The 24,291-nt window shown below is 50.2% G+C and carries 14 protein-coding genes; 3 read left to right on the top strand and 11 right to left on the bottom strand.

The features are described from left to right. Window positions 1-9 precede the first annotated feature (9 nt). Entirely contained in the window at window positions 10-1,713 is a 1,704-nt protein-coding gene (locus MD273_RS17220; RefSeq protein WP_239039031.1) for a DUF1302 domain-containing protein, read from the bottom strand. 801 nt (window positions 1,714-2,514) lie between these two features. Further along, complete coding sequence (locus tag MD273_RS17225; RefSeq protein WP_239039032.1) at window positions 2,515-3,441, bottom strand: viperin family antiviral radical SAM protein; 927 nt, start codon at window positions 3,439-3,441, stop codon at window positions 2,515-2,517. 102 nt (window positions 3,442-3,543) lie between these two features. Here MD273_RS17225 and MD273_RS17230 point away from each other — a divergent pair, with 102 nt between their 5' ends. After that, window positions 3,544-5,550 carry a hypothetical protein gene (locus tag MD273_RS17230; protein WP_239039033.1) on the top strand — a complete coding sequence of 669 codons (2,007 nt, stop codon included), beginning with the start codon at window positions 3,544-3,546 and terminating at the stop codon, window positions 5,548-5,550. A 532-nt stretch (window positions 5,551-6,082) separates the two neighbouring features. On the opposite strand, the gene MD273_RS17235 is transcribed toward MD273_RS17230, so the two are convergent. Then, the gene (locus MD273_RS17235) at window positions 6,083-8,929 is read right to left on the bottom strand and encodes a BPTD_3080 family restriction endonuclease (protein WP_239039034.1); all 2,847 of its coding nucleotides are present in this window, start codon (window positions 8,927-8,929) and stop codon (window positions 6,083-6,085) included. A 12-nt stretch (window positions 8,930-8,941) separates the two neighbouring features. Next, window positions 8,942-12,358, bottom strand: a complete 3,417-nt coding sequence (locus tag MD273_RS17240; protein WP_239039035.1) for a site-specific DNA-methyltransferase — start codon at window positions 12,356-12,358, stop codon at window positions 8,942-8,944. Window positions 12,359-12,623: 265 nt separating this feature from the next. Here MD273_RS17240 and MD273_RS17245 point away from each other — a divergent pair, with 265 nt between their 5' ends. Then, entirely contained in the window at window positions 12,624-14,006 is a 1,383-nt protein-coding gene (locus MD273_RS17245) for a KAP family P-loop NTPase fold protein (protein WP_239039036.1), read from the top strand. Between the two features lie 498 nt (window positions 14,007-14,504). Here the strand turns inward: MD273_RS17245 and MD273_RS17250 are convergent, their stop codons facing one another. The 4 genes from MD273_RS17250 to MD273_RS17265 all read right to left on the bottom strand — a co-directional run bounded on the left by MD273_RS17250 (window position 14,505) and on the right by MD273_RS17265 (window position 17,879). Continuing rightward, a complete protein-coding gene (locus MD273_RS17250) occupies window positions 14,505-15,383 on the bottom strand; it encodes a recombination directionality factor (RefSeq protein WP_239039037.1) in 879 nt (292 codons plus the stop codon). A 62-nt stretch (window positions 15,384-15,445) separates the two neighbouring features. After that, window positions 15,446-16,447 carry a YqaJ viral recombinase family nuclease gene (locus tag MD273_RS17255; protein WP_239039038.1) on the bottom strand — a complete coding sequence of 334 codons (1,002 nt, stop codon included), beginning with the start codon at window positions 16,445-16,447 and terminating at the stop codon, window positions 15,446-15,448. An 87-nt stretch (window positions 16,448-16,534) separates the two neighbouring features. Then, entirely contained in the window at window positions 16,535-17,497 is a 963-nt protein-coding gene (locus MD273_RS17260) for a DUF932 domain-containing protein (RefSeq protein WP_239039039.1), read from the bottom strand. A gap of 31 nt (window positions 17,498-17,528) precedes the next feature. Next, window positions 17,529-17,879 carry a hypothetical protein gene (locus tag MD273_RS17265; protein ID WP_239039040.1) on the bottom strand — a complete coding sequence of 117 codons (351 nt, stop codon included), beginning with the start codon at window positions 17,877-17,879 and terminating at the stop codon, window positions 17,529-17,531. A gap of 310 nt (window positions 17,880-18,189) precedes the next feature. On the opposite strand from MD273_RS17265, the gene MD273_RS17270 reads away from it, so the two are divergent. Continuing rightward, the gene (locus MD273_RS17270) at window positions 18,190-18,888 is read left to right on the top strand and encodes a hypothetical protein (RefSeq protein ID WP_239039041.1); all 699 of its coding nucleotides are present in this window, start codon (window positions 18,190-18,192) and stop codon (window positions 18,886-18,888) included. A gap of 280 nt (window positions 18,889-19,168) precedes the next feature. On the opposite strand, the gene MD273_RS17275 is transcribed toward MD273_RS17270, so the two are convergent. From MD273_RS17275 to MD273_RS17285, 3 genes are all read right to left on the bottom strand, one after another. After that, entirely contained in the window at window positions 19,169-21,547 is a 2,379-nt protein-coding gene (locus tag MD273_RS17275; protein WP_239039042.1) for an efflux RND transporter permease subunit, read from the bottom strand. 46 nt (window positions 21,548-21,593) lie between these two features. Beyond that, entirely contained in the window at window positions 21,594-22,784 is a 1,191-nt protein-coding gene (locus tag MD273_RS17280) for a WD40/YVTN/BNR-like repeat-containing protein (protein WP_239039043.1), read from the bottom strand. Between the two features lie 139 nt (window positions 22,785-22,923). Beyond that, complete coding sequence (locus MD273_RS17285) at window positions 22,924-24,291, bottom strand: DUF1329 domain-containing protein (protein WP_239039044.1); 1,368 nt, start codon at window positions 24,289-24,291, stop codon at window positions 22,924-22,926.

The following is a 24,291-nucleotide window of genomic DNA, read 5'->3' on the forward strand; positions in this document are numbered from 1 at the left end:
TTGTTGTTATCAGAAGCGGCGGCTGACAGTGAAGGATGCAAAATCACGGTCTTTACGGGCCTGCTGGTAACTAAAGGTGGGCCCGGGATCACCCGGTCGCTGGACCAGAAAGGCGTCGGTTTTTCCGAAGAAGTGGGTATAAGCTAAGTTGATCTGCCAGCTATTCAGATAAGTGCCGTTCAACCCGATGGTGGCGTCGCCGCCGTTCTCTGGCGGATAAGCCAGACTGAAGCCAGAGCGGGAGCCTTTCGGGGAATAGCCGACACCAACGGGTACGCCCAGATCCAGGCCGGTGACAACTTGCCGATACACAGGTTCGAAGACGAAGCGCATGGCCAAAGCATCGCGGGAAGCATTCGGAGCAGCGGCATCGCAACTCTCGCTGCAACTCAGCACCCTATTCCAGGCAAGCTCGCCAGTGAAAGTCGCTTCGTTCCAGAGGGTGCCAGGGTCGAGCAACCAAATTGTGGATAAGTTGATGTGCGCCGTATCGCCTACGGCGTATGCGGGGTTCTCGTTATTATCGCTCGGAGGTGCCGGGGTAAAGGCGGAAATGTCAGCTGCGCCCGGTGACACCAATGCCTGATCCTTCCTGATCGAGGCCTCAGCCGCGAGATTAACAGAACCAAAGCTGTGGCTGGCACTGACACCATAGGCCGTTGTGTCTTCGTGATAGGTCAGATAGTAGCTTTCTGGCCCGACCGGCTCACTCAACGGCGTATCGAACCCAATATTAATGACTTGCTGGTAGTTCTTGTCGTGAAAGCGCACTGCATAGAAGCCAAGATCGGTGTAACCCAGGCGCCACCGCAACTGAAAACCGAACTGTCCATCGTCATCAGCTTCTTCAACACCCGTCAGGGGAACCGACAGATAGGGCCCCACCCACAAGTTGGTGGCACCTCGAACCCCAGCATCTTGGGTCGAAAAGTAGCTACCCACAGGAGAGAGACGGTTCGGTTCATAACCGAACTGGTAATAGGCCGCGAAAGTCACATCCTGATTCAACTGGAAATCAACGCCGATCTGAGGTACCGGCAGCACGAACTCCTTGGCTTCAGACGTTGGATCCCGCACCAGGCGATCGATATCAAAGGCATTCTGAGCGCCAGAAATGGCATTGTCGGCGAAGAAAAGACTCTCGCCCCAGACCGAGGCGTACTGTCCAGCGCGGAATCGCAGCATCGAATTACCAATGCCGGCTCGACCAAAAACAAATGCATCCCTGAGCTCAGCGTCTTTGCCCTGCGCTTCCTTAGTTTCGTCAGTAAACTCATCGGCGTCATAGCCGGAAGGAATGTGATTAGGAATGGCGTTGCCGGCTGGAGGGAAACCCGAATTATCATTGCTTCGGTTGTAAACGTCATCGTACCAGGCAATGCCGCTTACTCGAGCCCCCCAGCCATTATCAAAGACCAGGTCTAACTCACTGAGAAGCTCAATGCGATTAGAGACAAGGCCAGTTTCGAAGTTGGCGTTACCATCATCCACGTTGGCACTCATGTCGTTGTAGTCGTTATACAGAAGCTCGGCATCTGGGTCCTGTAACCGATAAAGCAGGTTGTACTGGATATTGTTGGTCCAATTGACTCTGGGCTTGGTAAACCCCTCCAGGACAGACGCCTGAGTCAAACCAGAACTAACCGTCATAGCCGCCATGACCAGTGACAGGGGTACCGCACTGCGCCTGACCTCTTTGCCTTTTTGTTTCATCTGACACCTCTCTTATTTTTGTGTTTGTCCAATTTCATTTCGCACAATCATGCGGTGGGGAAACAACTAACGTTATTGCAGGGCTCGCAAAGAACCCATTTGCACATATAAAGGCCCCTCCAATGAGGAGCCGTGAGAAACACGGAAGAGCTCATCACTCGGTGAGCTACTGGTAAGCGTCCAGTTCGAGGCTTTCGCCAAACACTGGCCTGAGACCCGAGTGATGCAGGGAAGAACAAGAAGTTGGGTTACTTGGTCGCTGGAGGACCGGCGAGAAAACAGCGGTGTTCAGCATGAGGAAATCCCGTGTATATCTGGCTTTTGTTATTGAATCGACACCCCGCCCTGCGGCGACATGCCTTAGCCATTGACAATAGGGACTTACTCATTCTCGTTATTGCACGATCTTGCTGTGGTTTTCAGATTCCTGCCAAAACCTGACACGGATCAATCCCTAATCAGCGAGGTCGAACTCAGGAATGTAATTAGGTGGGGAGGACAGAAATTGACTATCAAGGACTTGGTTTCTACCCCGCTTTCACCGACGGTTTAATAACTGCCGTGGACTTCGGCCATTCTAGTGGCCGAAGTCCACAAACAACGCTCTCTACTGCAAAGCCCTTCGTACGACTGCTCTCAGCTCCATCACTGCCCTTTTATGGCTAGGAGACGTGGGGATAACCACAAACCGATTTCTCTTCGGAGTAAAAAGCTTGCCATGCTTTTTACCCCACTCGAAATGCCATCCATCGCGGACCATTCCCTGGACTAACTGGTTCACGTCTTTGTCCGACGAGTATTTCATACGCTCCTCCCAATCCCGGTGGGGTATCGGGAGGAGAATTTACCGGCATCGAACTCAATCTGGCTGAATGCCTTCTCAGCCCCCACCTCCAGGATCGGCTGACTATACTGATAGCCGGATGCACAAGGTGAGGAGTTCTGGAAAAACCGGCCCTGTGGGTCAACCATGATGTACGACTCCACCATGTCCGCATTGTCTTCTGCGACAACAATGTTCCGGTGCTTTCGGTGGCGATCGAGAAAAAACCGAAATTGCTCATCTGAAACCGTCATGGAGTCATCGGTCACAGGCAAGACCCTCAACACCTTCCATTTATCGGGTTGTACAAACGATATCAGATCCGAGAAGTCATCTTGCCAGTTGACCCGATTAACGACGGTGTTCAACTTAATCTTAATCGCGGGATTCCGTTCCCTGATCGCTTCAACAGACTTTTCCAGCTGTCTTAAATCCAGGTATGTACCCCGCGAATCAACTCGACCAATAAGCTGGTTACTCAACGGACGGGCTGAGTCAATGCTAATGCCGAGCACCTCCAAACCCGCCCCAATCCTGCGAGCAAAATGTTCAGTAAGCAGGGATCCATTCGTTATCATGGAGGCCCTGAGCCCGACCCGTCTCGCATATTTAAGCGTTGCCTCCACAACCGAGGGGAAAAGAAGTGGCTCGCCTCCCGCAATATTCAATCGTGTATTCGACCATGCCATTTCCCACGCCAAAGGGTTCCGGGAATTGATCGGGTCGAAGAACTCCCGGAGCTCCAACAACAGTTGATGTATCTGATACTCTTGGTGAATCAGGTCTTTTATCGACTGATGACGTTGCCAGTGCGCATAGCAATACCGGCAGGAATAGTTGCAGGCCTCTGTCAGATGCCAGTTGATGACCAACTGTTTCGGATTGTGAGCGGTGTACTGCAGCATCGTTAACTCTCCTCGATTTGACGACGTGAGAGCCAACAATAAGTTTTGAGTGGTTGGGTTAGTGGAAAACGCTTTCCCTCCCCCCTCTATTAGGGAGAAAATTTGGCCAACATCCCCTCAAGAGAGTCTGTCCTCGCCTTTATTCGCGACATCCTCCAGGCAGGCCCAGCCGATAAAAAAAGAAGACAATTCGAGGAGCTTCGACGACAGAGCGACACCCAGCTGGCAACCATGGAAGATTATATCGAGGAGATACTCTCCTCCCTCGGGATTGATGAAGTGGCTCAGTCACAAGCTCGACAACTCTTCGCCGGGTGGTCCGAGGTCAATAATTTCCTCGAACGCAATATCTGGGTTTCACACTCAAGCCCTAAACATGTCATATGGCTCATGGCCACACATGTATACGCTCCAGGCCTTGGTCGACATCTCGCTTTATGGGACTCAGTCCAAAGAACGGATCCCGGAATGCCAGGGGGACGATTCTGGTATCTTCCAGCGGTAATGGCCGAGAGCGATCAAACGCTGACTATGCCGGTGCCCCAGGTTCTCGACTGGCTTCTCGACTTGCTCTCGTATTCGTTGGATGAGTTTGCACAAACCCTCGCAGCGTCTACTACCATAACCGGTCGAGAAAAGGACGCAGCTGCTGACGTAAAATCCATACGAAAAACACTAGTGAACTGGCATACGGGCACAAGGACCCCCGGAATCAACAAAATTCTGGAATTCTTTCCTAACAGGCTCAATTTAAAGTTCAAAGGAACCTTCGATTGGAACACCAACAACAGCCTCGATGAAAACTTCAACAAGGCTCGAGCTTTCATCAATCAGAAGGGACTCACCGCCCATTCGTTGAGTGTTGAGACCCCAATCCCTGAAAGCAAAGCAAGAAAACTCCTCGAAAACGACCAGTTCAGCCCCGAAGAAAAGCATTACTTTTGCTACCACTTATCCCTGCGGTATCACACACCAACTCTTCAAACTATTCGAAAGCGTCTCCTATACGCCAGAGCATTCCAAACAACTTATTTCAAGCTCGCGGAGGCTATCGGAGTGCCTGAGAAGGCCCAAAGACTACCCAATCCTTCAGTCAATATAACTATGCAGGTAGTTTCGATCTATCAGATCGCGTACAACCTGACGATCGATAGCCGCAGGCAATCTGAAGATGAAGTGACAGAGTATCGATTGTTCAGAAAGTCCCTTGAGGAAGGCTATCCACTGGAAGCTCACACAACATTTCTGTCAGTGAAGCAGCTAGATGACGGTCTCCACTCTCTCGCCAATCAAGTAAACAAGAGATTGATGTACTTGGGCGATACCGATTCCATCGAGCATGAGCTGCCCTTGGCGTTCTCCAAAGAGCAGTTTTCGGCTCTGTGCAAGCGAAAATATGAACTTCTCCGGGCATGCCAGACTGATCAAGAAGAAAGCTACCGACTGAACACCACCCCAACAGATGCCGACCTATACCAACTTATCGACCACACTCAGAATTGGTCTGCTCTTAACAGCGTGATCAGCTCTGACACGATTTCATTGGCTGCAAGAAGGGCTGCTGCGTGGCGGATGGTAGATGTGGCGTGCACAGACCTTGAACAAGCCTATGGACTGGTTGCTTTGCTCTCGCAACTGCTGAACGATCCGGACAAACGAAATAGACCCACCGATGCGAAACACATAGCAGACAACCTATTTAGCCGCCTCAAGCACATCTCGACAGCAAACAATCTAAAACCTGTGATACTCCAACTGGAGGCGAAACACGAGTTGGCAAATAACCGCCTGAAAGAATCTAAGGCAAAGTTCGATCAGGCACTGAGTGCACTCCGTAGACAAGGCTTTGGCACTCTCCGCGGAGAAGTCGCGAGAGATGCCCTTGCAGTCTTTGCCAGCGGGCTCTATCCCGGCTTCAACCTAGGAGCATGCGATCAATACAAACTTTCTATCATTTACTATGGAGGGCTTGAAGAACCAGTTTTGCAACTGCCTTCGACAGAAGAAATGGCAGGGAAAGTGAGAAACTACTTCTGGGAATGCCTGTATCAACCTTACGACTGCGTGCCAAAACTTTCCCTAGGTGAAGATCAAAATACCAATGCATGATCCCCATGACATCAAAACCATTCAGGAAATTTGCTCAGCGCGTAAAATCGATTTGCCGCATGCTGCTGGCATCTATGCATTCTGGTGGGTCGGCGATAGGCACCAGCTTCTAAACTCCAACCGATCCATTGTTCTCAAGGGACCGGGAGGAAACCCAGTCACAGTGCAGTACGAGGACTGGTGGCCAGAGGAGTTGGCGTTCCCATGCCTCTACGTAGGCAAAACCACGAACATACGAAGAAGGTTCTCCCTTCACCTAAAGCGTGGATGCCCACAGCAATTACACAAGCCAATGTCTGAAAACCAGAAAGTCCCACCCAACACCACATCCTGTCAGCTTCGATGGGGTATAGAGCACATCTTTCCGAACGACCAAAGCCCACTGAAGATAATTGAATCCTCAGTGGGTTTCTCGTACCGAACTGATTTCGGTGAAAACGCCATAGCAGAGCGCTTTTTCGAGGAGGATAGGCTCATTGGTACGTGGCGGCCTTGGTTCAATATAGACTCCGAAAGGTAGTCCAGGCTCTGCTCAAGCAGAGGCCGATTGCTTGGAGTGCGCCCCGATAACATCCCGCACCTGGCTAGGATCAAACACAGTATCAAAGCACCAGGATCCAAACCCACCTTGCTCGTTAACCGCCTTGATCCACGTATCCATCGCGGCTCGCTTGGCCCGGTTCTGCTCTGAATCCTTGCCTTTCACCTCCAGAACAAGGGTCTGTCCGTTCTTCAATCGAACGAGGTAGTCCGGCACAAAGTTACGTGAGGAGCCATTCCACAGGTATCGGACTTTGAAACCAAGATGATCGTTCTTGGCCCAAGACTGAACCGACTCATCTTGTTCACAAACATCTGCCACCAGCTTCTCCCAGGAACTGTCATAAACAACATGGCTGATCTGTGAACGCTCGGTCGGCCGGCAGGGTTTGGTAGTCAGCCATGGACGCATTTGTGAGGTCGCACCAATCGGCTGATGTTCATCGAATAATGCCTCCAGGCGCTCAACGTTCTGCTTGCTCACAAAGCGGTTTACATGAGTAACCACGTTGTCCATATTCAGAGCAAACAACAGTCTGCGACGCACCGGGTCCTGGTGCCATAGGCTTGGGATATCGAGCTTGTCTGACTCCAGGAATTGCTCAACAATTCGAATCAGCTGCACCGCCAGATACTGCTTGTCTCCCTCAAAACCGTCGCTACTACTCAGGAACAGCTTTCGCGCGGCCCGGAAAATCAGGTGTTGCAAACGGAAGTCTTCTACAGCTTTCTCAAGGTCTATCTGAGAGGCCTGCGCGAGGTTCGGAATGCCAGTCAACGCAGGTGCAATCTCAGCGTTGAGGGGTGTCTGAGCGGGATCTAGGGTCAAAAGCTCCACAGCACCCCAATCCATTTTCAGTTCAGGTTTCAAAACGGTCTGAACGCGGTCGATATTGGGCCAGCGTATTTCGAAGTGATTTCTGCCAGCCTCCACTTCAACACGTACACTTGGTTTTGGCGGGGGAGGTGTTTCGCCGCCCTCACCGACTTCCTGAAATATAGAAAGCGGCACACCGAATACGTTTACGTACTCCGGAATAAACTTACCGCTTTCGTCCATGTCGTGAGCGACACGTCGAAGGCCTCGACCAATCACCTGCTCACAGAGAAGCTGACTACTGAACGCCCTCAGGCCCATAATGTGAGTTACATTAGCGGCATCCCAACCTTCGGACAGCATGGCCACTGAAATCACGTTCTCAAGGTTCTGTCCCGGCTTGCCTCGCTTCCCTACAGTATCAACCAGTGCCCGTAGCTGGTCCTCTTGTTTTGCCGCCAACAGAGCTTCTTTCTTGTCAGCGGGCAAACCGGATGCCTCTATAATTTCCTCAAGCCGAGCAACGTAATCTTTATCTTTCGTGATGCTCTCACCTCGCTCTGCTTTTTCCAGAACCTTTGAGTCCACCCGTAAAGTGGCCTTTGGGTTCTGGGTATCGGAAATCAGGCAATCACCGCTGTTAAAAAAATGTTCAATACGAGAAGCGGTTTCCGTCCGGTTACAGACAGTCAGCAGCACCGGTGGGATGGTGTGCCCGCTTTCTTCCCAGCTCTTCGCCGTCTCCCTCCAGTCATATGCCAAAATCGCATAGGCTTTCTGAACCAGATCCGGAAGTGGATCGGTGGGCTGAGCCTTCCTGGCCAGGTCCTGCTTTACAGCGTCATCTCGATACAAATGGTAGAGCTTGCTGGCATAGGTCTTCGCATCAGGCAACGCATCATCCCGGACCACAATTCGAGGCGTTTTGACCAACCCCGCCTCAATCGCATCGTTCAACCCAAAGTCCGAGATAATCCACTCGAAGAGCCCTTTCTCAGTATTCTTTTTGCCGGTTGGCGAAAACGGAGTGGCCGTCACATCAAAGCAGCGCCGAATGCGACGGGTCTTATGAATACGGTCCAGCCCCTCTATCCACCGAGTGGCTTCCTCCAGATCGATCCCCATTTCTTCCGCTTCTTTCTTACTGACCTTTACTTCGGCTTTCTGACGGTAGGCGTGATGAGCTTCATCATTTATGACCAAAATGTCTTTGAAGGAGGCCAGCTTGCCAATTACCCGGCGGGTGAAAGCTTCATCGCTTTCCTTGCCCTTTTTCACCACAGAACGAGTTTGTTCCTTCAGAGGCATCAGGCTATGCCAGTTCTCAATTACCAACGCTACCTGGTTCAGCTTTTGGCGCATTGCTTCGTTAGGGCACAACACAAACTCGTCGTAGACGTTACTTTCGTTGCCTGGGTTCAGCACCTGAAGTCGACTTTTAACTGTCAGGCCAGGTGCCACCACAAAAATAGCTTTGGAGTAGCGTTTGTCTTTCGGATAGGTGACGGCATTGAGGGTTTGCCAGGTAATGATCAGCGCCATGAGGGATGTCTTACCAGACCCGGTGGCCATCTTATTGCAGATACGCTCCCACGGCCCGCCATCACCTTGCAGGAATATACCTTGACGGTATTCCTCCGGAGCCTCCAACCACCAGATCAACGACTCGATCGCTTCGAGCTGACAATAATAAAACGGGTATGGTCGCGGACCACCGTTCCAGCGTTTTGAGTCGGGATCCCACTCACCCCTGGAATACCAGTGGTCGAGCAACTCCCGGGATACGCTAGTTACACCAGGCCATCCGGCATCGCGCCACTCATCTACTCGCTGGCGGATTCGGTTGACCGTTTTTAGTTCCTCTACCCTTCTAGTGTTGTTACGCGGGTCGTAAAGCTCGTAGGCGGCAGGCCTGCGACCCTCAACTACCCCAGCAACCCGACCATTATCGTCCTGCGACCAGTACTGGTTGGGCTTGTCATAAGGTGAATTGATCACCAGGGAATTCGGTTTATCTGCCATGAGACCCCCTCCTCAATCCAGCCTAATGACTTTTAGTGACTCGATACCTCGATCGTCGACAATCTTGACCGCAATACAACGGTTATCACCTGGCTCAAATGGAATTGACTTGGTGCCGTGGAACTTGTCCAACAGGTCCTCATTGAGTTCTGCACGAATATCTTTCTTGAGCTTGTACCAACCGTCTTTTTTACCAGCCATGGGGAAGAAAACCTGACGGGCATAGAGTGAGCGGTTGTCGTAATCCGTATCGAGCTGCCACATGGCAATATTCTTTTTGCCGCCAGATTTCAGCTCACCGGTTTTGGTATCAAAGTAATCAAAGCCGTGGACCTCGACCTGCAACTTACCGCCCTTAAGTTTATGCAATTCAATATCTGGTTGCCCCATGAGCCAGAAGGACTGGTTGCTCGCGCGACCTTTCTTGAGGTCTTCCGTAAGGAGGTCCGTGTTCATTTGCACTTTAAGTGCCTGAATACCTTTAATATTACCAATGTCCTTTGCTGCCTCGGGGTCGAAATTAAACGCACAAAACACAAGCATCTTCGGGAGCGGGAAAAGCTCACCAGCTTCGCGCATCGCGATCTCAACTTGGCGTTGCTCCAAAGCCGCATGTTCAGGACCAAAGCTAACAGCGACTCGATCACCACTCTCTGCAATCGTCCCGACAGCATGGATATAATGGGCACCTGGGAGTGTTTCGAGATCTTGAAGCTTTATATGCTGCCCCCCCTTACCTCGAATTCCTGCTGAAATCAGCTCTTGCTGCCATTGGTTTTTACGAGAGGTGGCTCCTGAGCGCGCGACCGCGACATCAGCTTCTTTTGGCTGCTCAGCTTCATCAAGCCCCAACACTGTCGCAAAGGGTACGGCCTCTACTGTGAAGGGACCGGTAATTCTCAGTTTTTCTCGACTGATCTCTGGCTGATCGTAAAGCACTTCCTGATTCGCATGACTAGAGATGCTCTCGTCTATCCGACCTTGCATTGCGATGCGAGCTTCGTGGAAGTAATCAAATCGAGCCTTGGCCTCGCTTGGCCACTCATTCGGAAATTCGAATGGGACTTCCCACTCTAGGAGCTCATTGATATGAGCAGTCTCTCCAGAGGGTAAAAGCGCAGCCTCCCCTTCTGATTTAGAAAAATCGATTCTAGTCCCCTTCCTAGCCCCTTCAGTAACAAGATATGAGACTGGTTGGCCTTTGAGCGCTTCATTCAGTTCGCGAAGGGCTTTTTTAATTGCTGGGTGATACTGCTCGTAAATATCATCGATTTCAGGATTATTGGCGATCGACCTCAACGTAACGTGAGGTACTGATTTATATATGAATCCGCCACCGAGTCCCTCTTGGGGATACTTAAGCTCGAAGTAGTCGTAGCTGGCGGTCATGAGGCGCTGCTTAGCCAATGTGATTGCTACCCGAGAAGTGTCGCAGGTGATCCAACGGCGCCCCCATTTTTCAGCTACAAATGCAGTTGTGCCGCTACCACATGTGGGATCAAAAACCAGATCGCCAGGATCCGTAGTCATTTGTATGCAACGCTCAATTACTCGCGCATTAGTCTCGACTACATATCTCCTATCTGGTGCACCACCTGTATCGGTCCAGATGTTGTGTATTGAGTACACTGGAAAATCGTCGAAAAACCGAACGTACCTTAAGGCCGTCGCTTGCCCCAAGACTCTGTTAGAACGAACAACTCTCCGTACCCCCTGTTCATTTGTTTTCCATCGGTTTTTATTATTTGGAAGAAACTCCACCCCTTGGTGAGGGACCGGAAACCAACATGCTGCGCCTTCTCCCTTGTCGCGGCCAACCGAAGCAGACTGCAAATTATCTGCAGTTAGCCTACGCCCATCCAGCAGTTGATCTGCTGAAGCCTTTGACGATGGAATCCTTTCTCCGAGCTCTGTCTCTAGTATCTTGTAGTGGCCGGCACCAGCTCCGTCGGTAACTTTTTTTCTGTATAGTTGTCGATACTTTAGGTTAGGGTAGCTTTTTCCGTACCAAAGTAGGTAATCAGAAACTCCGCTTAGATAAGGATTAGTGGAGCTAGTTGTTTTCTGCAGAGTGATTACTGAAACAAAATTTTCAACACCAAAGATTTCGTCAAGTAATTCACGCACATGATGTAGGTTTTCATCCGAGATCTGAACGAATACCGAACCGCTGCTGCTCAGAAGCTCTCGCGCCAGAAGCAACCTATCTCGCAAATAGGTTAAATAAGAGTGAATTCCTAGTTCCCATGTGTCCCGAAAAGCCTTAATCATTTCGGGCTCTTGAGTTAAATCGTCATCGTTACGATCTTTAACATCGCGCTTGTTGGTAAAGGGTTGGAAATTCGATCCATATTTAATGCCGTATGGCGGATCTATGAAGATCATCTGCATATGTCCGGCCATGCCCTCTTTTTGTAAGAACGAATTCATGACCAACAGTGAGTCCCCCGCAATCATTCGATTGGCCCAGTCCCGCTCATGTTTATAAAAGTCAATAGCATCCCGGAGGGGCAAATTCTCGAACGGAGCGTGAAATAGATCTGGCTGAAGCGAAGGTGATGACTTTCCTTTTGCATCTTTAATACGTTTCTGAACTGCCGCCAGAATAGTTGCTGGATCAATTCGCTCGTGCACATGAAGCGAAACGGTATCCACCTCGAAACTGGTGCGCTCGGCTTTACCAGTCCAATTCAGATAGGGAGCCTGCATGCGTTTGAGCTCGGTAAGATCTTCGCGCTCCCGCTCCAAAAATTCCTTATCAGCCACCCTTTGGCGCAGATTGGTAACCACCTCCCGAATGGCCGGCTCGTCGTCAGCCGCCAAAGCATGATCAAGCCACGTCAACAAGTCGTCTTTAGCCTTTTTTGCTTCGACCTCTCGGGCGTGGAGTGCGTCCTCAATCAGATCTTCGACTTGAGACCTGCTTGAATCGAACTGTAGCTCCGGAGATAGATGCGGGTCATATTGCCAGGTCGTTTTTTGCTCCTCTCCGTCAGAATGGGTATCCACCATGCCGACGTGCGGATTGTTCTTCCGCTTCTCGTCGTACCGGTAGGACAAAACCTGGCTATGCTCGCCCTTTTTCTTTGCAGGCTGGCGAGACGCTTTTGGTGAAGCTGGCTTCTGACTGGAATAGACGAGATCTTCCTGTGAAGGCGCTTGCTGGGCTTGCAACTCAAAACCATCGGGCATCGCCTGTTCGCCTGCCGCAGGCTGGCTTAGATAGGTTGCACCACCGCGTCCACGTCCTTTCCAAATGACCCCCTCATCGAGGAGCTGGTTTCGAGCCGCATCAAAATCCTCGTCGCTGATAGCAAATTGATGGTCTTTGCGAATCTTGTCTTTGAGGCTCATGTTGCCGACGGTTGATCCATCCTTGGGTAACAAGGAAAGCAACAGGGATTTGATCTGCTCGATATTGGTGCTCATGGAATGCTCGCTGCGAGTACTTGGTTCCGTCCTCCCCATCGTTGCGACAGGGCTGGCAAGTGGCCAAGCTGATGGGCTCAGGCTTCAACCACTCTCTTCAATGTTGTCAGCTGGTAAAAGTAGCAGAAATGGACATAAACATCAGGTGTTTATCTCATCCATCCGGAGCATTGGAGATCTTGCGGGTAGTCGTATTGAAGGACCGCCTACTTCAGGGCACCATTTGACCTGAAGTTCATCGCCGAACCAGGACTAAGCCCGTCTTATGAGATTTGAACCGCCCGAACTGCAAATCGATCAGGAATCTCCTTGGTCTGCCAGTGCTTTTAACCTTAGCGATACTGGACAAAAATTGACCCACCTCGTAAAACGCGTGGAAGGCCCGGCCGTCATTTCATTGACCTCGCCTTGGGGTACCGGGAAAACAACGTTCCTCAACATGTGGGCCGCGTCTCTCAAGCAGAAAAAAGCGAAAGTCGTCAAGTTCAGCGCATGGGAGGTGGACTATACCCACGATGCGTTAGTTGCGCTGATTCAGGAACTGGGAAGCCAGTTGCAAGCTGACCAATCGAAAAGCCCCAACTTTAATGCAGTGAGAAAAAAAGGTGTGGAGCTCGTGCGCACTGTCGCGCCCTTCGCAGTGAAAATAGCCACTAGCGGTCTGATTGACCTCGAAGGTGTTGGCGAGCTGTCGAAGGAGCTGGTCGAAAAGAAACTTCAGGCCCACGAAAGCGCCAAGAAGTCCGCGGAAGGTTTCCGGGACTGCCTTAAAAAATACGCGGAAGAGCTTCAGGACAATGACAATGAATTCCCGTTGGTCGTTATTGTCGACGAATTAGACCGATGCAGGCCAAGCTATGCAGTGGAACTTCTGGAATCAATCAAGCATTTCTTTAATGTTCCTGGTGTGGTCTTTGTGATTGGGATCGATGGAGACCAGCTCGGTGAGGCAATCAAAGGGCATTATGGACAGGGATATGATGGGCACCGGTACCTTCGGAAATTCTTTCATCTTCAGCTTCGTCTGCCGGAACCTGATCTGGAAAGTTTCTGCGCAAACCTTCTCAACCAGTTAGGCATCAAAGAAGGCTTCGACGGTTTGGGCCGCTCGTCAAGAACCGAAAGTAGCTTTCCAAATGACTTCATCGTCAATCTTGCCAGAACCTACAAGCTTTCACTTCGAGACATTGAACGATTAATGCTCGAAGCTGGGGCCATACATTCCGCCAATCCCAAATTCCCGCCAATCCTGGCCGCTCCTATTCTCTGGTTACTGGTGCAAAGGCATGAGAACCCTAGCCTGTTTGATGAAGTCACCTCGAAGAGATTGACCAGCGAGGCTCTCTGGAAACAGGTTGAGAACGATCGAAAAACTCTTTTCAGAGGCTCGGAGGTTCTGGAAATCAGATTTCGAGTTATCGTCACTTACCTGATTGAGGGCAAAGTAGGTGTCGGTCATCTATACAGCCGAGCCAAGAAAATAACTGAGGCCGACGGCGCAAAAGATCCCGAAACAAGGTATTGGGGGCAGATAATTTCCAAATGTCTGCATTTTCTGGAAATCGATAGTCAACGCGATTTTATGGATGACGCCCTATCAACGATGAGCTTGCTGGGTTACCGACGGTTAAATGACATTTACTATTGAGATCGCGAGGGAAGTCACGACTATTCAGTGACTTGATGCTCCCAAACCCAATCGACATGACCTGCCCGCAGGCTTCTAAAAACTAGAAGCCTGCACCAATTAGCTCGATGAATTCACCATGCAAAGCAGCCTACTAAAGGTTCTGCTCTTCTCGTTCCTCTTCTTCGGTTTTTCCACAATCGGCACAAACCTGCCCCCAGGACGGGTCATAACCTTGATCTTGAACCACTGGCGAATCTTCTGTTCCAGGAGTCATTGCTTCGTAACAGTCGTCACAGAAAGTTTCTACTGGATACGCCTCGCTAGATTTATCCGAAGTCATATCCCCCTGAATCATACAAGTTCTCATCTCATACCTCGTCTCGTTGAGAGCAGACTATGCGCCATCAGAAGGCTAGACCAATAGGGCTTCTTCTACCAATCCAAAAAAATTAAACGGCAGTTGAGAGAATGTTGGGCGAGTGACCATCGTTTGGTCACTCGCCCAACATTCAAACCTTACCTCGCTGAATCCAAAGTCTTTCTCAACTTCGAGACAGAAGAAGAGCTCAACTGACTACCTTCCGGATTGGGTACCGGAAAAAACTCCTCGACCACTTGCTCCATTTCATCCTCGTCATACTCAAACAGCGCATTACCGAATCCCTTCGCCGCAGCCGCATCCAATGCAGCCTGATCAACGCCTTCATCCTTTAGCTGACTGGATCTTTCGCGTGCTTCAGCCACTGCATCCTGCAGTGACACCCCCTCTTTGATCGCAAGATCCACATAGTAAATCGGCGTGCGATGACTCTGCGTCGTGCTCTTCCCTCTTAGCTTCAATTCCAAAGGCATGAACGCCAATAAACCACCCGAGACTGCTTGGTAGTAGTTCAGCCTGGCCGCAAGCGTCCGGATGCTGTTGTAGCTAGTCGTGCGGAAGATGAAAGTGCCGAGATCATCGTCGTCACCAACCTTCACATTCAGACGGCCATAGGGCTTACACAAACCACCTTTGCCGAACTCACACAACGTTGGCCCTGGGCATGGCAAAGACTGCACCCCTGACTGCGTCAGACGCATACATGTGTCACCGTTACCAACGCACATGGGTCTCCCGCTCTTGCGGTCGAACATGGTGTACTCAGCGCGCAGATTCAGATCCGCGTCATTGAAGAGCATGCGCACCGGGATAGTCCGCAGCTTGCCGTTTGGCGTACCCTTTCTAAGTTCTTCGTCCATGGGATGTAAAACCCATCCGGCGTCTTTTTCCTGGATTTGTGAGGTGATGGTGAATTGATCATCTTTCTGCGGAAGCCGGATGCCGTTCTTCTCAACAACCCTACCAATGCTGATACGCCCCAACACGGGAGGCGTGATGGCTAAACCTTTAATCATGATGACTCTCCTGTAAAAAGGTCCACGGGGCTCTCGTCACGCCCGCGTGGCCAATGGGGTATCTAGGCTTGAATAAGGAATCGCCGGCTGCCCGGCTTGGTGAGTGGGTACTGCTTCAGAAGCTCTGGCTGATCCTTAAGCAGTTGTTTCACGTCGAGCCCCACGGAATCCTTGCTCCGTTTCCAGCTCACGCTGCCATTCGGGAAGGTTGCCTTTGAAGCTTCGCCCATCTTGCTTTCAATTCGCTGTTTCAGGCGGGATTCGGTAGAGCTGAGGGTTTCCATTTCCTTGCGGATTGCCAACAGCTCGTCGAACGCATCCGACAGTTCCTTGCTCTGGCTGAAGTCCAGCGTCTCCCCTCGATCAACCGGGTACAGGTGGCGTAAGGCGCGTTCCGCAGAATCCGTACCGTCAACGGGTGGCGGCGTATCCGTTTCCACGAAATCCCAGAACTGGCGCTCCAGCACATACAGCGCTTCGATGAGCTCCTCATTCCGTTCAACGCGGTAGATCTTCAACTCCTGGCCACACAGAAGAACGCACACGTCCGCCGCCTGTTTGCCGGTAACAGCCAACTGGTGCTGCACCTGACACTGAATGTAGTCCGGCACGCCCTCTTTCCAGAGACGCGAGCCGAACTCCCCTGCCGTTTTACACTCCAGGATCTGCACGTCGTCATCAGCCACCACGGAGTAATCGAGGTTGGCTAACATCCAGTGCTTTTCGGGGTCTGGATGCTGCAATACAGCATTCACCCGGCGCACTTTCCGGCCTGTCTGCCGGCTGTACTGCTCAGCTACAATCGGTTCCAGGATATGGCCCCAGTAGACCGGAGATGTGGGATCGTCGGAATCCGGTTTGGGCAAGCCAGCATCCCTGCCAGTTTTTACCATCCAGAGCTCGAGCTGCGATTGATAAGGGCTCATGCCGACGGCTGCAGCTGCATCGCTACTACCAATGCCCTGCTTGCGAACTTTCAGCCATTCATCCCGGCTGAGTCCCTTGGTGGAGACCAGGCGCAATGCCGGTCGCTGTTTCTGAATCGTGTTTGCACTTATTCCCATGGTATTTTCCTCCAGACATAAAAAAGCCCACCAGAGCATCAGGCTCCGGTGGGCTTTATGGCGTTTTTTTCGATTTATAGGATCGACTCAGGCCACAAGTGACAGAGCCTGTTCTAATCCACGGTTCTTCAAGGCCGCACCGGTTCCGAACCAGGCTGAATCCAGCCGGTGATCTACGGTTTTGGCCCGGCGTTGGTGATCAACGAATTCCGTGACGGCATTGAGGAGCCCGTAGGCTGTGCCATCCGATGAGGCCAACGTGGCACCCATACCCTCGCCTTCGTAGAGGGACAGCGCTTTGGCCATGGATCGCTCGTTCGTTTTGCCAACACCACTTCCGGAATCATCAGTGAATACCTTCAGGAAGTAGTTCCTGACTTCGGTGTTCTTCACCTTTCGCTCACTCAGGGTCTTCAATCGATACATGAAGTCATCCCATGCACTAACCGAAATACCGAGCTGTTTCTTCACCAGGTCTGCATCAAAGGCGGTGTTGTGTTTCACCTTCACAGCATTTTCGGTCGACCCTTTCAGCGCCACTGCGAGGGTGTTGTTGCACACCACACGGATGCTGGTGAACTGAGCCGTCGTGGCCATGGTGCCGTCACAGGCGGTTGCCAGCAGCACGTAGGCATTGGTCTGGTCGTTGCCCTTGAGCATGCCGGATTGGCCGGTGCGGGCCAGAGCCCACATTTTCCGACCACCTTTCAGCACACCGGCGGTCTCCAGCTCAAAACCAGACACCTCGGTCAAATCCCGATAGAACTCCAGGATTTCCTCAGGTTGGACTACTTTGAATCGATTACCGACGACAGACAGTGGAGCCTTGGTATCGGAGCGGTAAAGCACTTTGGAATCCGGGTAGGACAGGATTTCACCCAGGGTGCTATTGCTGTTGGTGACATATCGGACCGGGCTTTCCTGAATCTGCCAATCCAGACCAGCTTGTTTTGCCCAGATCTCCAGGGGCTGGTTGGACGTCAATTCATTCCCCAGGCCATGCCAGGGAGTTTGACCAACGTAGGCCATTTGCTCGATTAGATGAGCCATGGTTGTTCTCCTATGGAATCTGCGAGGGGGATTAGCGGATATAGTCGCGGGATTCAGGATCGGGACTGAAGGAATACCCGCAATCAAGGCAGCGAAGGTTGTCCAGCACACGGTCATCCAGGACATCGCCGAGAATTACGCCAGCGGAGGCGCCAGTGGCGCCACCCAGTAGCGCACCAATGACGGCACCGCCGATACCGCCCACAGTCGCAGCTACGGGACCAGCAACGATTCCCAAGCCAGCACCCACTCGGGCACCGGCAGTGGCAGCGGCATAACCGCCGTAGGTACCGGCAGACGCACCGACCACCCCAGCGGTTTTCTTACCGTAGTTTTTCTTGCCAATCCGTCGGGACAGGCAATTGGGGCATTGTTCAGACATTTGGAATTACCTCTGTGTATTGGGAGGGAGGGCACTGCCAGTGCCCTGGTTCACAGAGGTGATGTAGGTTTGAAATTATCTTGAAGCGAAGCTCAGATTGAACTGTTGTTGAGGAAGCGCGTAATGGTAGAAACTTAGTTCGAGATATCACCTGTTTAAGTGAGGAATAGGGTATTGCCCCGGAGACCGAACCGACAACCAGCCTAGATTTCTTGGATGATGCCGCTTCCCTCGACTCGACACCCAAAGTAACATTAGAACTTGGTATTTCAAGCTCCTACAGATCCTCTCAGGTAACTATTCAGCTTCGATGGCTATCAGTTTTTACGAAAAAGGTCAGTTATCCTCTGGTTTTTATGGATGGCGCGTAGTAGCCACAATCAGAGGGAAGCTCTATCAGAAATATTTTTCATTGCATCGACCGACATCCGACATCCCTTACCAACTCTGGTACAAGTATCAAAAAACTCGAGCACGATACTTTGAGGCGCGATGGATGGCTCGCTCCGCCGCCACACAGTATTTAGATTTTATTAACAAGAATCATCCAAATACGAAACCTAACCGGGGAGTGGGATTTCAGGGAATCACTATCGGAATTGGGCCCTCAGCCGAAGAGATAAGACCAATTTGTTACTTCTCCGTAAACAAAAAAGGAAAAGCTCGCAGATTTTATATTGACAACAACACAACTATAAGTGGGGCATGGAGAGATGCAGTAACTTATTGGGGAAATATTTATGAAATAAGACCCAAAGACATTAGCATAAAATTAGGTAGAACACCCAGCCCTGACATTTTTAAAGCATTACGTAAACATATGAACAGCTCTGAAGGGCATAACCTTCCCCCCAGCGTTTTACACTATGTTTACAGTGAAAAAAGGCTACAAATAAAAAGTTTGAAATCTCAAAAATATAATCAAGAACATAAAATAAGTGACGACTTGTTATCAGTGAAAAGTCATCTTGAAAACGAAATCGAAAAATTCCAAAAAAAATCAGAATAGAAAGTAGTACTGTACGGCAAAACTGAACAAATCAATAGAGTTATGTTTTGATAATATATAAACACCTAAAGATAGCACGGCCTTCGATCATTTCTTCGAAAAAGCAAAAAAGCCCAGAAAGCCTGGGCAAAAATGCGGAGACAACCGCATAAAAAATAAATAAAACCAAAACAAAACCGAACACTTAACAGTCAGAGTGCGAATATTTAATCGTCACCATTTCATTTGAAATTATTCTTGTAAAACGTCCCTGTTACAAGAAAGGCAATCTAAAAAACACCTATTTCGATACTCTAGACTTTGATTGATCTGGGCGTATCAAAAAATACGCTAGCGCGGGCAGTAGCCAAATTGCTCCAACCATGTTCCAGAGAAACATGAAGAACAAGAGAAAGCCCATATCCGCTTGGAATTTTATCGGCGAGAAGATCCAGGTCACTACACCAATCCCTAAAGTCACACCCGTAAAAATCACCGCTTTTCCGGTCGAACGTAGAGTTTCGTAGTATGCGTCCTGAAGTGTTTTACCTTTCTTTAGATACGACTCCAGTTTGCTGTAGATATAAATGCCATAGTCAACACCAATCCCGACGCCCAAGGCTATCACCGGCAAAGTCGCCACCTTTATACCGATACCCGAAACAGCCATGATCGCCTCACAGAGAATCGAGGTAAGGCCCAGGGGAATCACAATACACAGCACTGCACGCACCGATCGGAACGTAACGAGGCAGAGCAAACTCACCACTCCATAGACCAACACCAACATCTTGTCCTTGGCGGCAGAGATAACCTCGTTCGTTGCAGCTTCTACACCTGCGTTGCCGGCGGCAAGCAGGAACGTATGATCTTCGGCATTATTCTTGTCGGCAAATTTTTCGACGCGATTCACAACAGTTTGTAGCGTCTCTGCTTTGTGGTCCTCAAGAAACACCAACACAGGTGTCAAGCTGCAATCGGTATTGATCAAACCCGAGGGTGCACTTCTGATAGAGGCATTGATGATTGTCTGGTTTCGGGAGATTTCATACCACTTCCAGTTGCCCTCATTCAGCGCCTTGGTGACAGTTTTTGAGACATCGGCCAGAGAGGCGGATGACTGAACACCTGGCGTATTTTCCAGTTCCCATTGAAGCGCATCCATGGCACGCAGCACTTCATAGTGAGTGCACTGCTCCACCGGAGTTTTGACCATAACCACCAGAACATCCGCACTTGTCGAGTAATTATCGATAATGAAAGCGTTGTCTTTGTTGTACCTTGAGTCGGCACGAAGTTCCGGAGCACCGCGATCAAGGTCTCCCACTTTCAAGTTCTGCTTGTAATAGAGGCCGAGACCGAGACCAATCACCGCAATCAAGATAGAAACAGGTGCAACCCCGGGATGGGCGAAATAAGACATGATACGCCACTTTCGATCCTGCTTTTCACCGTGGTTCTGAACATGCCGAATACCGCCTTTAGAGATCCCCAGATACGACATAATCACCACATGCAGTACCAGGTTGGTGATAATAACAAAAGCCACACCAATACCCGCTGCGACAGCCAGATCTCGAATTACGTCAATCTCGATAAAGAATAACGTAAGGAATCCGAAGGCATCTGAAATCAGTGCCAACATCCCTGGAATATAAAGCGCTCGGAAGGCGAAGCGAGCAGAAGTGCGTGTATCAAAACCCTTAGCCGCCTCAACGGCAATGGCATTTACGATCTGGACACCATGACTGATACCGATCGCAAAGACCAAAAATGGCACTAGAACGGAATAGGGATCGAGACCGTACCCGAGCAACCTGAGAGTACCCAGCTGCCAGAAAACCGCAATGATCGAAGTAAGGACTGGAACCAAAGTTCCGGTAATACAACGGGAATACCAGAACAGCAACAGTGTCGTGAGAACGATCGTGATTCCGGCAAACCAAGCGATCGAACCAATGCCTTCAATCAGATCGCCTACTTTCTTCGCGAAGCCGACAATGTGTATATCGACATTCGCATTCTGCGCCTCGTATTTTTGTCGGATCTTCTCTTCCAATTGGCGCGAGAACTCACCGTATTCGAGTGGTTCACCTGTTTCTGGGTTCTTTTCATAAAGAGGAGCGTAGACAATGGTTGACTTAAAGTTATCCGCAACCAAACGACCGACTTCATTGGAACGCAATACATTTTGGCGTAGCTGTTCCAGGCTTACTCCAGAGCCGTCATAGGAATCAGGAATAACCGTGCCACCCTGGAACCCCTGTTCGGTGACCTCCACCCATCGAACGTTTGACGTCCACAAGGATTTGAGCCCGGATCGGTCCACACCATTCAGGTAGAAAACCTCATCCGTAATCTGCTTGAGAGTTTCCATGTATTCTTTGGTGAAAATATCACCCTCTTCGACTTCCACCGCGATTCGCACAAAGTTTCCGAGGTTCTGCAGATCATCCCGGTTCTCCAGCATATTCACGATGTAAGGATGCTGCAGAGGAATCATTCGCTCAAAACTAGCGTCTGGCTGAATTTTAATTGCGTTGTAACCAAGAATCAGCGTCAGCAGTAAAAACGCGATGAGGATGATGGCACGGTTATTAAAAATCAGCCGTTCCAGAAATGGTTCCGCTTTGGGCGTCCCGTGGTAATAATCGCCCTTGTCATACTTCGGATTGGACATTCAAAAGCCCCTTCACTTTCGATTCTGTTATTGCCACATCAGGGCGTTATTGGAGGTTTTTTCCACGAGCGTCGGTCAACGTCGCGCCCCCTTCACCCACAATTAGGAGCCGGGTATCAGAGACAGGAACAATGCTCATGACGCCTTCGCGATCTTCCCGATAATAATCTCGGAAGGAGTCTGAGCTGCTACCGCTTGTTAGGATAGCGCCGCCATTACCGACCACGATGATACGGCCATCTTCAATTACGATCCCATCATTAAGAGTCGCATCGGCGGTGCTAGATACCACCTTCCAACTCTTGCCAAGATCGCTTGAGAACAGCATATTTCCTCGCAGCCCGAAGGTTAGAATCTCATTTACTCGACCAGTGCCCGTCACACCGAATAACGAACCTTCATAGGGGCTTTCGCGCGGCTCCCAGGTTTGTCCGCCGTCCTCGGATACATGGATCTGGCCGGCCTCACCAACCACCAACAGCGCGCCACCCTCGATCTCCTCCACACCGTTCAGATGAAAGTTCATTGGATTGTCAATGCGGGGCCCCCAATCCTGCCAAGTTTCCCCACCATCAGTGGTTCGCAGAATCATACCGTAGGCACCAACTACGAAGCCGTGGTTTTCGTTTTCGAACCACACATCAAGTAACGGATTCACAGGCCCTATCTCCAGATCTGACCGAATGTTCTCCATTGCAAATAAAAGATCATCCAGAGCCCATTCAAGGTCCTTCTTCTCACTCTCAGGAGCCGTCGCAATCCGCTCTTTGATCGCCGCTATCTGGTTCTCCTTGGTCTCCAGAGCAAGTTGAAGCGCCTGAATGCCGGTGAACTGTATAGCCCATGTTTCGCCAGCATCTTCGGAATGGAGAATCACGCCGCTATGACCGACCGCCCAGCCATTGGACGCAGTGCCAAAATCCACTCCGGTTAGAGTGACCGAAACGGGCACTTCGCCTTGATTCCAGGTCTTGCCTTCATCGTCGGAGTAGATAATGTGCCCGCGCTCCCCCACCGCAACAATGCGTTCCCCTAGTTTGGCGACATCATTGAGTAACCGGTGCGACGCCAGTGTAGTCGAGCGGGATTGGGTCTCCATAACATCCTCAAGTCTCGACATTTCAGGATATGGGTCATTAGCGCTCTCATTAACTGCATACGCTGTCGATGCCGAAGATAAAATTGAAAAACCAACACATATTGAACCGAGTCCCTTGTTCTTCAATTTTCTAGTCATTTGGGTTCCCCTTTTTACCGCTCGGGCCATTTAAATACCAAGCGCTGACGAATTCAGAAATATTTTCAATGAAAATATAAAGCCCGCACCAAACATGTACTGTTATTCAAACGTTTGATGCAGGCTTTACAGTCAGTACTTAACGTCCTGCCTGGCGGAGTGCGCTAGGAGAGAAATCCCTAAGTTCAGTTTCAGTGCCGAAGGTTGGGCCGTGAGCCTCTTCATTAGTGAACCCCATTGCCAAATACCGACCATTTAGAAGATCGTACAGAACCTCTCCGGCATAGCCAGGAACTTGAGCATGGTAGAACTGGACGGCATGCCCTTCTGCTACCCTCCAGAGGTTCCCCCGACCGTCGTACATATCCTGCAAGACAATCTGCCAAGTATCTTCATCCAGATAAAAGGTCCGTTCGGCGTAAACATGACGATCACCATCTTTAAGCGTCGCCTTCACCTCCCAAACTCTATGCAGTTCATATCTAGTCAAATCTTGATTGATATGTCCTGCTTTAAAAATATCCTTATATTTATGATTGGGTGACCCAAGCTCATAGTTGTTGTAGGGAATATACATTTCTTTTTTGCCAACCAGCTCCCAGTCGTAACGATCCGGGGCGCCATTGTACATATCCAGGTTATCGGCAACGCGTTGACCATCTGCCGCTTGGCCGGGACCATCATAAGCAACTTGTGGGGCCCGACGAACCCTTCTTTGTCCAGAGTTGTATACCCAAACTCTCCGTGGATCCTTAACTTGATCAACGGTTTCATGTGCCATCAAAACACTGCCAGAAAGCCGTGATGGACTAAGAACTCTTTGCAAATAAAAGAACAGAACACTTTCCATATGTTCGTCAGTAGCACCATCAACAGTTTCAGGGAAGGAAAAAATATCATCGAACCGAACTAAGGAGTAATCTCCGTTTGCGTACGGTGAAACTTGAACCATGGTGCGTTTCATACTCCCGCCACGGTACCGTGTCATGTGATTCCAAATGACCTCCACACCTTTATCGGGAAGTGGAAACGCGTAGTACCGGCTATTGCTTAGCCCTTTAAGTCCGTTACCGTCATTAACGGTTTCAACACCTTTTACGCTTCTCTTAGCTGCTGCCTCGATCTCCTGAGGTACATTTGCCGTCCTTCTACTTTCATATACCGGAATCTTATAGCTTTCCGGGTATTTAGTTAGCATGGCAACTTGCCCTTCAGAAAGCTTATTCTCATACTCTTTGTAGTTTTCTGAATTAATTACAAATTTCGGTTCCTCACCTTCAAATGGATTAGACATAAACCCATCAACAACTTTACCTGCATCGATGGGTAAACCTCCTTTCCATTCCGGAATAGTCCCTTCGGGGTTACCGGCCTTCAGCCCTCCCAGCGGTGTTAACTCTGCCCCGAGCCTAGTTACATCGTCGTTAGCACTTGCTGTAAAGCAAACTGAAAGCGCCACCGAGATCACTGCTGTTTTAGCTAGCTTCTTAGAAATTTTTGAAAACAT

This window comes from Marinobacter sp. C7, assembly GCF_022343555.1.
Classification (GTDB): Bacteria; Pseudomonadota; Gammaproteobacteria; order Pseudomonadales; family Oleiphilaceae; genus Marinobacter.

Bases quoted from the DNA above. Each gene is read 5' to 3' on its own strand.
- MD273_RS17280 (WP_239039043.1), bottom strand. From the start codon at position 22,784: ATGACTAGAAAATTGAAGAACAAGGGACTCGGTTCAATATGTGTTGGT.
- MD273_RS17270 (WP_239039041.1), top strand. From the start codon at position 18,190: ATGGCTATCAGTTTTTACGAAAAAGGTCAGTTATCCTCTGGTTTTTAT.
- MD273_RS17245 (WP_239039036.1), top strand. From the start codon at position 12,624: ATGAGATTTGAACCGCCCGAACTGCAAATCGATCAGGAATCTCCTTGG.
- MD273_RS17285 (WP_239039044.1), bottom strand. From the start codon at position 24,291: ATGTTTTCAAAAATTTCTAAGAAGCTAGCTAAAACAGCAGTGATCTCG.
- MD273_RS17235 (WP_239039034.1), bottom strand. From the start codon at position 8,929: ATGGCAGATAAACCGAATTCCCTGGTGATCAATTCACCTTATGACAAG.
- MD273_RS17265 (WP_239039040.1), bottom strand. From the start codon at position 17,879: ATGTCTGAACAATGCCCCAATTGCCTGTCCCGACGGATTGGCAAGAAA.
- MD273_RS17240 (WP_239039035.1), bottom strand. From the start codon at position 12,358: ATGAGCACCAATATCGAGCAGATCAAATCCCTGTTGCTTTCCTTGTTA.
- MD273_RS17255 (WP_239039038.1), bottom strand. From the start codon at position 16,447: ATGGGAATAAGTGCAAACACGATTCAGAAACAGCGACCGGCATTGCGC.
- MD273_RS17260 (WP_239039039.1), bottom strand. From the start codon at position 17,497: ATGGCTCATCTAATCGAGCAAATGGCCTACGTTGGTCAAACTCCCTGG.
- MD273_RS17250 (WP_239039037.1), bottom strand. From the start codon at position 15,383: ATGATTAAAGGTTTAGCCATCACGCCTCCCGTGTTGGGGCGTATCAGC.
- MD273_RS17225 (WP_239039032.1), bottom strand. From the start codon at position 3,441: ATGCTGCAGTACACCGCTCACAATCCGAAACAGTTGGTCATCAACTGG.
- MD273_RS17220 (WP_239039031.1), bottom strand. From the start codon at position 1,713: ATGAAACAAAAAGGCAAAGAGGTCAGGCGCAGTGCGGTACCCCTGTCA.
- MD273_RS17275 (WP_239039042.1), bottom strand. From the start codon at position 21,547: ATGTCCAATCCGAAGTATGACAAGGGCGATTATTACCACGGGACGCCC.